The sequence below is a fragment of the Bradyrhizobium sp. WSM1253 genome (assembly GCF_000244935.1).
Taxonomy (GTDB): domain Bacteria; phylum Pseudomonadota; class Alphaproteobacteria; order Rhizobiales; family Xanthobacteraceae; genus Bradyrhizobium; species Bradyrhizobium canariense.
In genome coordinates this window covers 3,143,147-3,149,264 of the sequence record NZ_JH600073.1, presented here as the reverse complement: position 1 = coordinate 3,149,264, position 6,118 = coordinate 3,143,147, and the positions used below count along the sequence as shown (strand labels likewise).

7 protein-coding genes are annotated in these 6,118 nt (G+C 65.5%); 5 read left to right on the top strand and 2 right to left on the bottom strand.

Going from position 1 to position 6,118, the window contains the following annotated elements:
• A partial coding sequence (locus BRA1253DRAFT_RS16325; protein ID WP_007596114.1) for an aldo/keto reductase occupies positions 1–507 on the top strand: 507 nt, incomplete at its 5' end.
• Between the two features lie 1,086 nt (positions 508–1,593).
• Here BRA1253DRAFT_RS16325 and BRA1253DRAFT_RS16320 read toward each other — a convergent pair.
• Positions 1,594–1,977, bottom strand: a complete 384-nt coding sequence (locus BRA1253DRAFT_RS16320) for a hypothetical protein (protein WP_007596113.1) — start codon at positions 1,975–1,977, stop codon at positions 1,594–1,596.
• A 302-nt stretch (positions 1,978–2,279) separates the two neighbouring features.
• Positions 2,280–2,528, bottom strand: coding sequence for a hypothetical protein (locus tag BRA1253DRAFT_RS44485; protein WP_007596106.1), 249 nt, complete (start codon positions 2,526–2,528; stop codon positions 2,280–2,282).
• 233 nt (positions 2,529–2,761) lie between these two features.
• On the opposite strand from BRA1253DRAFT_RS44485, the gene BRA1253DRAFT_RS44480 reads away from it, so the two are divergent.
• The 4 genes from BRA1253DRAFT_RS44480 to rpoH all read left to right on the top strand — a co-directional run bounded on the left by BRA1253DRAFT_RS44480 (position 2,762) and on the right by rpoH (position 6,111).
• A complete protein-coding gene (locus BRA1253DRAFT_RS44480) occupies positions 2,762–2,941 on the top strand; it encodes a hypothetical protein (RefSeq protein WP_007596105.1) in 180 nt (59 codons plus the stop codon).
• 71 nt (positions 2,942–3,012) lie between these two features.
• Positions 3,013–3,693, top strand: a complete 681-nt coding sequence (locus tag BRA1253DRAFT_RS16310) for a response regulator transcription factor (RefSeq protein WP_035993491.1) — start codon at positions 3,013–3,015, stop codon at positions 3,691–3,693.
• A 9-nt stretch (positions 3,694–3,702) separates the two neighbouring features.
• Positions 3,703–5,127, top strand: coding sequence for an ATP-binding protein (locus BRA1253DRAFT_RS16305; RefSeq protein ID WP_007596103.1), 1,425 nt, complete (start codon positions 3,703–3,705; stop codon positions 5,125–5,127).
• A gap of 60 nt (positions 5,128–5,187) precedes the next feature.
• The gene (gene rpoH / locus BRA1253DRAFT_RS16300; protein ID WP_007596102.1) at positions 5,188–6,111 is read left to right on the top strand and encodes an RNA polymerase sigma factor RpoH; all 924 of its coding nucleotides are present in this window, start codon (positions 5,188–5,190) and stop codon (positions 6,109–6,111) included.
• The last annotated feature ends 7 nt before the right edge of the window (positions 6,112–6,118 follow it).

The following is a 6,118-nucleotide window of genomic DNA, read 5'->3' as shown; positions in this document are numbered from 1 at the left end:
CTTCGTTCCGAAGGTGTGGTCGCGGGCATCGGGATCGGCGTCAACGAGGCCGAGATGTGCGTGCGCTTCGCGCAGGCCGGATCCTTCGAGGTGATGCTGCTCGCGGGGCGCTATTCGCTGCTGGAGCAGCCAGCACTCGAAGAGTTCATGCCGCTGGCGCTGAAGCAGGGCATCGCGGTGCTGCTCGGCGGCGTGTTCAATTCGGGAATTCTGGCGACGGGCGCCACCAAGGGCGCCAAGTACAATTATCAGGACGCACCGCCGCATATCCTTTCGAAGGTTGCCGAAATCCAGCGTATCTGCGCAGCTCATGACGTAGCGCTGCCGACGGCCGCTCTACATTTTGCGCTCGGTCATCCCGCAGTCGCGAGCGTGGTCCTCGGGGCGCATAATGCGCAGGAGGTCGAGCGCAACGTGGCAGCGCTGACCACCACAGTGCCAGCCGCGCTCTGGAGCGATCTCAAGGCCGCGTCCCTGCTGGAATCGGAAGCCCCTGTTCCGAGCTAGACCGGATGAACGCGCTTGAATCGGTACAAGGCGAGGACTCGGATCACCTCTCTCCGCGGGGGAGAGGTGATCCGAATGATACGGTCGGAATCGTGAATTTTTGCATCGATGCGCGGGCGCGCGTGGACCGCGTAAGAACGGCGGCTTCTGGCGGGCTATCAAGGCACGAGGCCGGGGGTTAAGCTGCCCTCCGGTAAGCGAACAGCGCCTCCACAGTAGTGGGTTTGGCACCGTAGCGGTCTCCCGCTACGATTTCCCCGAGCTTCGCATGTGCGGCTTTGACCTATGGGAGGACTACCCGTCGGGCAAAACACCCGCCACCCCGTCAACCCCTCCCCACAAAAATATTCCACTTTACCGAAATTCGGAATGACCGTATGTGTCGTCCATCCCGGCTCATTCTTGAGGGGCGATCTTGTGGTCGTCACGTTCGCGAGCCGGGCTTGCGATGGACGCGGCAGCGTTCGGGTGCAAGAGGCGTGGGGCAGGGCGGATTGCTCTCCGTGAGCCCAAGGCTTCGTTCCGACGAGCGGCGCTGCTAGGCTTCGTCTCGTCATCAGGTCGGCGGCAAGGTGCACAACGTCGTCGAAACCGGTGGTGAAATGGCGGGCCGTGCGTACGGTAAAACCGTGTGGTCCTGGCCGTCGTTGCTACGGTCAAGCCCTGGCGAATGCGGCATCTGCGTCAACCGGCGTGGTGTCGGTGAATTTCGCTGGGGTGAGGGAGGCCAGAACGAACTCGGCTCCCGGGAGAGCACGGCATAAGCCGTCCAACCATCGCGCAGGGAGGGCCGAGTGATTGGCTACACCTGTATGCTGCTGTGCGGTTCTTTTGCGCACCATCTTCGCGCAGCGGACCGCGGGTGCCAGCCGGCACCCGGCCTTCCCTGCGCCCTCTTGGACAAGAGGGTGGAGTGACCAAGCAAAGCTCGGGCGAAATGCGCCGCGAGGATGCGAAGCTATGCCTGTTAGGCCGTAGGATGGGTAGAGCACTTGCGAAACCCATCATGCTTCCGCGCGGATGAAACATGATGGGTTTCGCTTCGCTCTACCCATCCTACCAGCGCTGCTACAAGTGCGTGACTGGCTAGCTGCAGCTCAGCGGCACCGGCTGGCCGGGATGCAGCTCGTACCAATCATAGCAATCCGGACCGGCGCCGTAGAATCCATATCCGGGGCGGAAGCGGCCATCGCGGTGAAACGCGTGCTGGCCGAAGCCGCGGGTTGCGGCATGATCGCCGAAGCCTAGGTGCTCGCCGCCGAACCGGGCGCCGCCGCCGAAGCCGCCCTCGTGCCCCATGCCGCCGAAATGCGCGCCGCCGCCAAAGCCCGCATGTCCGCCGCCGAATCCGCCACCGCCAAATCCGCCGTGGCCGCCGCCACCACCACCGCCGCCGTGCGCGTCGGCCGTGCCGATGGCGAGCGTCGAGGCGAGCGCCGCTGTTGCCAGAATCATGATCACTCGTTTCATGGAAAACTCCTCTCGTGTTGAGCCCGGCCATCCCTGAAGCCCGCTTCCGCGCCGCGCGGTACGCGCGAGGCTGCTTGATGGCCGGGTGTGTGACGCTGGAGAGGTAGGAGCGCTGCGCGGCAATCCAACTGAATTCGAGGTCAGACATTGGGGTCAGACATCGTGCGCGCCGCGCACGAAGGTGATTGCGCCGCGCGTAGCCGCGACGCACGCAAAGGAGCGGGCTGACGAGATCAGTCCGCTCCCTGTCATTCGATACGCGTCCGGCCGGCGAAGTCACCCGGCCGGATGCGTTGGCGCGATCAGAAGAAGCTGCCGGTGCCGGGCTCGCAAGGCACGTTGTTGCCGGTCCACGGCGCGGTGGCGAAGGCGCCGACGCGCGGCGCCGGCACGCAGCCACGTTCGCCCTGATAGACCGGCGCGCTCGTTGCGACCGTGTCGGCCTCCATCGCGGGCTGCCGCACGAGGCGGTGATGCTCGCGTGCCATGGCGGGGCCGCCGAGCATGGCGGCCGCAATCAGTCCCATCGACAACAGTTTGGACGTGGTCATTCGCTCTCTCCTTTGATGACATCAGGCCGACCAAGCCGGCTGGTCGTCGAGGTGTGCGCGATCGGGCCCGATTCAAATGCACGATTTGCTCACCGCAATTCAACGGCCCGTGAGCCGATGTGACGTCGCAACCACGATCGTGCGAATCCATAACATCCGTTGTCCCCCGGACGACTGCGAGCGCGTCGAGCTCATATGTTCGATGCAGCGCAGTTCGGAGCGGAGCCCACAAGATGATCACGACATTGGCAACACGCATTGCACTGGCGCTGCTGGCGCGACGCGCAGCCTGCATCATGAACTGCAATTCAATGGCGCCCCATGCGCCGCAAGCCTATCCCGTACCGCAGCGAGTGGCCGGCAACAGGCGACATCAAGGCCGCGCGTTCGACGAGCACGGGCATCGCACATGACCCAACGCGTCGCCGAGCCCACGCGCCCCTACCGCGCGCCGAGACGCCGCGTGGAACGTGGAGCGAGGGTCATGAACCGGATTCTCCTGATCGAGGACGACGCCGAGACCGCCGAGGCGATTGTCGCCGAGCTTGCCGACCGCGGGTTCGAGGTGCATTGGTCCGCCGACGGCGTCGACGGCCTCGACCGCGCGCGCGTGTCGAGCCCCGATGCCATGATCGTCGATCGCATGCTGCCGGGAATGGATGGGCTGACCGTCATCGAGGCACTTCGCAACGACCAGGTCAGGACGCCCGTTCTCGTCCTGAGTGCGCTCGGCGCGGTGGACGACCGGGTGCGCGGATTGCGAATGGGCGGAGATGATTACCTCACAAAACCGTTCGCGATCATCGAGCTGGTCGCGCGGATAGAGGCGTTGCTGCGCCGTCCGATCGACAGCCGCGAAACCATCCTGCATGTCGGACCGCTCGAGCTCGATCTGATCGAGCGGACCGCGCGGCGCGGCGAACGCCGGCTCGAGTTGCTGCCGCGCGAATTCCGCCTGCTCGAATACATGATGCGCCGGAACGACCAGGTGCTGACGCGTGCGATGCTGCTGGAGGAGGTCTGGAACTACAAGTTCGTTCCGGCAACCACGAACCTGATCGACGTGCATATGGGCCGGCTCCGTCACAAGGTCGACGGCCCCGGAGAGGTGCCGCTCATCCACAACGTCCGAGGCTCCGGCTTCGTCCTGCGTTCGCGGCAATAGGGGCCGGCGATGCGTCAGATCCAGCTGATCCGCTCCAGCACGTTCCTTTCGGCCCTGGCCATGGCGGCCGGCTTCGCGCTGTTCGTGGTCGGCCTGTTCGCATTCATCTATTGGAAGCTCGACAACTATCTGGTCGCGCGATCCGATCGCATGATTACCACCCAGATTCACTTCATCTCAGACCTGTCGCCGGCCCATCGCATCAGCGCGATCGCGGATCATCTCGATCAGGATTCCAGGGGCGTGCAATACGCGGGACTGTTCGATGCCGCGGGCACCCGCCTTGCCGGCAACATCGACCACGTGCCGCGCGAGCTCGGGCTCGATGGAGCGGTGCAGGGCGTGCGCCTCGATCTCATCAAGTCGCCGACGGTGCACAATCCTGTCGTCAGGGTGGTTGGCAAGCGCCTCGACGGCGGCGATGTCCTGGTGGTCGGACGGAATGTCGATGAGACACGCGAGATCTCGAGCGTGGTGGGGCAGGCGCTGGCCCTGGGCCTGCTGCCGGCCTTCAGCCTCTGCCTGCTGGCCGGTGCCTGGCTCAGCCTGCGCGCCCAGAGGCGCGTCGAGGAGGTGAACCAGCGGGTCCAGCGCATCGTGGCCGGCGAGCTGCGCGAGCGGCTTCCGCAGGACGGGACGGACGATCCGTTCGCGCGGCTGGCCGGGATCGTCAACGGCATGCTCGACGAGATGGAGGCGATGATCAATGCGCTCGCCGGCGTCGGCAACGACATCGCCCATGATCTCAGGACGCCGCTCACGCGCGTCCGCCTGGCGCTGGAGCGCGGGCGCTCCCATGCGGCCACTCTGGAGGAGCTGCAGGAGACCATCGACAAAGCCATTGCCGGCATCGACCAGTCGCTCGCGATCGTCACCGCCCTGCTGCGCCTGACCGAGATCGAGAACAACCGCCGCATGGCCGGCTTTGGCGAGGTCGCGCTCGACGAGATTCTGCGGGAGGTGTGCGATGTCTACGAACCCATCGCCGAAGACAAGCGCGTGGGGCTCGGTGTCGTCATCGAGCGCGATGTGCTTGTGTGGGGCGACCGGGACCTGCTGTTCGAGGCGGTCGCCAATCTCGTCGACAATGCCGTCAAGTTCACGCCGTCAGGCGGTCGGGTCGAGCTGGCCCTGGAAGCGGACGACGACACTGCGCTGGTGCGCGTCAGCGATACCGGGCCCGGCATCAGCGAGCAGGAACGCGAGGCGGTGCTGCGGCGGTTCTATCGCTCCGACAAGATGCGCCATACGCCGGGCGTCGGCCTCGGACTGAGCCTGGTCGCCGCCATCGTCAAGCTGCACGACTTTCGGCTGATCGTCGGTCCCGCCCCTGGTGGACGGATCGAGATCCTTGCCTGGACCGGACGGATGGGCAAGGCCGCCACGCGCCGGTCGCGGACATTGCTGCGCGCAGACGCAGACCAGATGGGATGAGCCACATGGTCCACGATGCTTTCGAGATTGATCAGCCGGCCTGGAGTGCGGGAGCGACAGATGCAGACTAGCCACGAAGTGATGAGGATCAATCCCCCTGCGACGCCGGTCGCACCGGTGTCGGCGCCGTTCCTCAGCGCGTATTCCGCGGCCATCGGGCGCTACGACTTCCTTGAGCCCGGTCAGGAGCAGCAGCTTGCACGCCGCTGGCAGCAGACGAGGGACCGAAGCGCAGCAGACGCGCTCGTCACCAGCCATCTCCGGCTCGCGGCCAGGCTGGCGCGAGGCTACAAGGGATACGGCCTTCCGATGGTCGATCTGATTGCCGAGGCTAATCTGGGCCTCGTAATCGCAGCGTCACGCTTCGAACCCGGCCGCGGCGCGCGCTTCTCCACCTATGCGGTCTGGTGGATCAAGGCCGCCATTCACGAATACATCCTGCGGTCCTGGTCCCTCGTCAAGATCGGCACGACGGCCGCGCAGAAGAAGCTGTTTTTCAAGCTCCGCGGCGAGATCAGGAAAGCCACCGGCAGCGCGATGTCGGGGCTCACGCCTGACGTTGCCGAACTGATCGCCGGGAGGCTCGAGGTCACCGCGCGTGAGGTGATCGAGATGGACGCGCGGCTGCATGGCGACATGTCGCTGAACGTGCGCATCGGTGGCGAGGACAGCGGAACCGAGCTGGAAGCCTTGCTGGTCGACGGGGCGGGCGACGCCGAGACGGTGCTGGTCGATCACGAGCAGACCGAGCGGCGTGCCAGCGCCTTGCGTGTTGCGCTCGGTGGGCTTGCGGCGCGGGAACGTCGCGTCTTCGAGGCGCGGCGGCTGACGGAATGCCCCGTCACGCTCGATCGGCTGGCCCACGAACTCTCCATATCCAGCGAACGTGTCAGGCAGATCGAGATGCGCGCCTTTGCCAAGGTCAAGCGCGCCGTGATGCTTGCCGTGCAGGATGCGCCACGGGGCACCGCATGCAGCGTCTGAATTCGTT

Coding starts and splice junctions, on each gene's coding strand:
- BRA1253DRAFT_RS16305 (WP_007596103.1), top strand. CDS start 3,703: ATGCGTCAGATCCAGCTGATCCGCTCCAGCACGTTCCTTTCGGCCCTG.
- BRA1253DRAFT_RS44480 (WP_007596105.1), top strand. CDS start 2,762: ATGATCACGACATTGGCAACACGCATTGCACTGGCGCTGCTGGCGCGA.
- rpoH (WP_007596102.1), top strand. CDS start 5,188: ATGCAGACTAGCCACGAAGTGATGAGGATCAATCCCCCTGCGACGCCG.
- BRA1253DRAFT_RS16310 (WP_035993491.1), top strand. CDS start 3,013: ATGAACCGGATTCTCCTGATCGAGGACGACGCCGAGACCGCCGAGGCG.
- BRA1253DRAFT_RS44485 (WP_007596106.1), bottom strand. CDS start 2,528: ATGACCACGTCCAAACTGTTGTCGATGGGACTGATTGCGGCCGCCATG.
- BRA1253DRAFT_RS16320 (WP_007596113.1), bottom strand. CDS start 1,977: ATGAAACGAGTGATCATGATTCTGGCAACAGCGGCGCTCGCCTCGACG.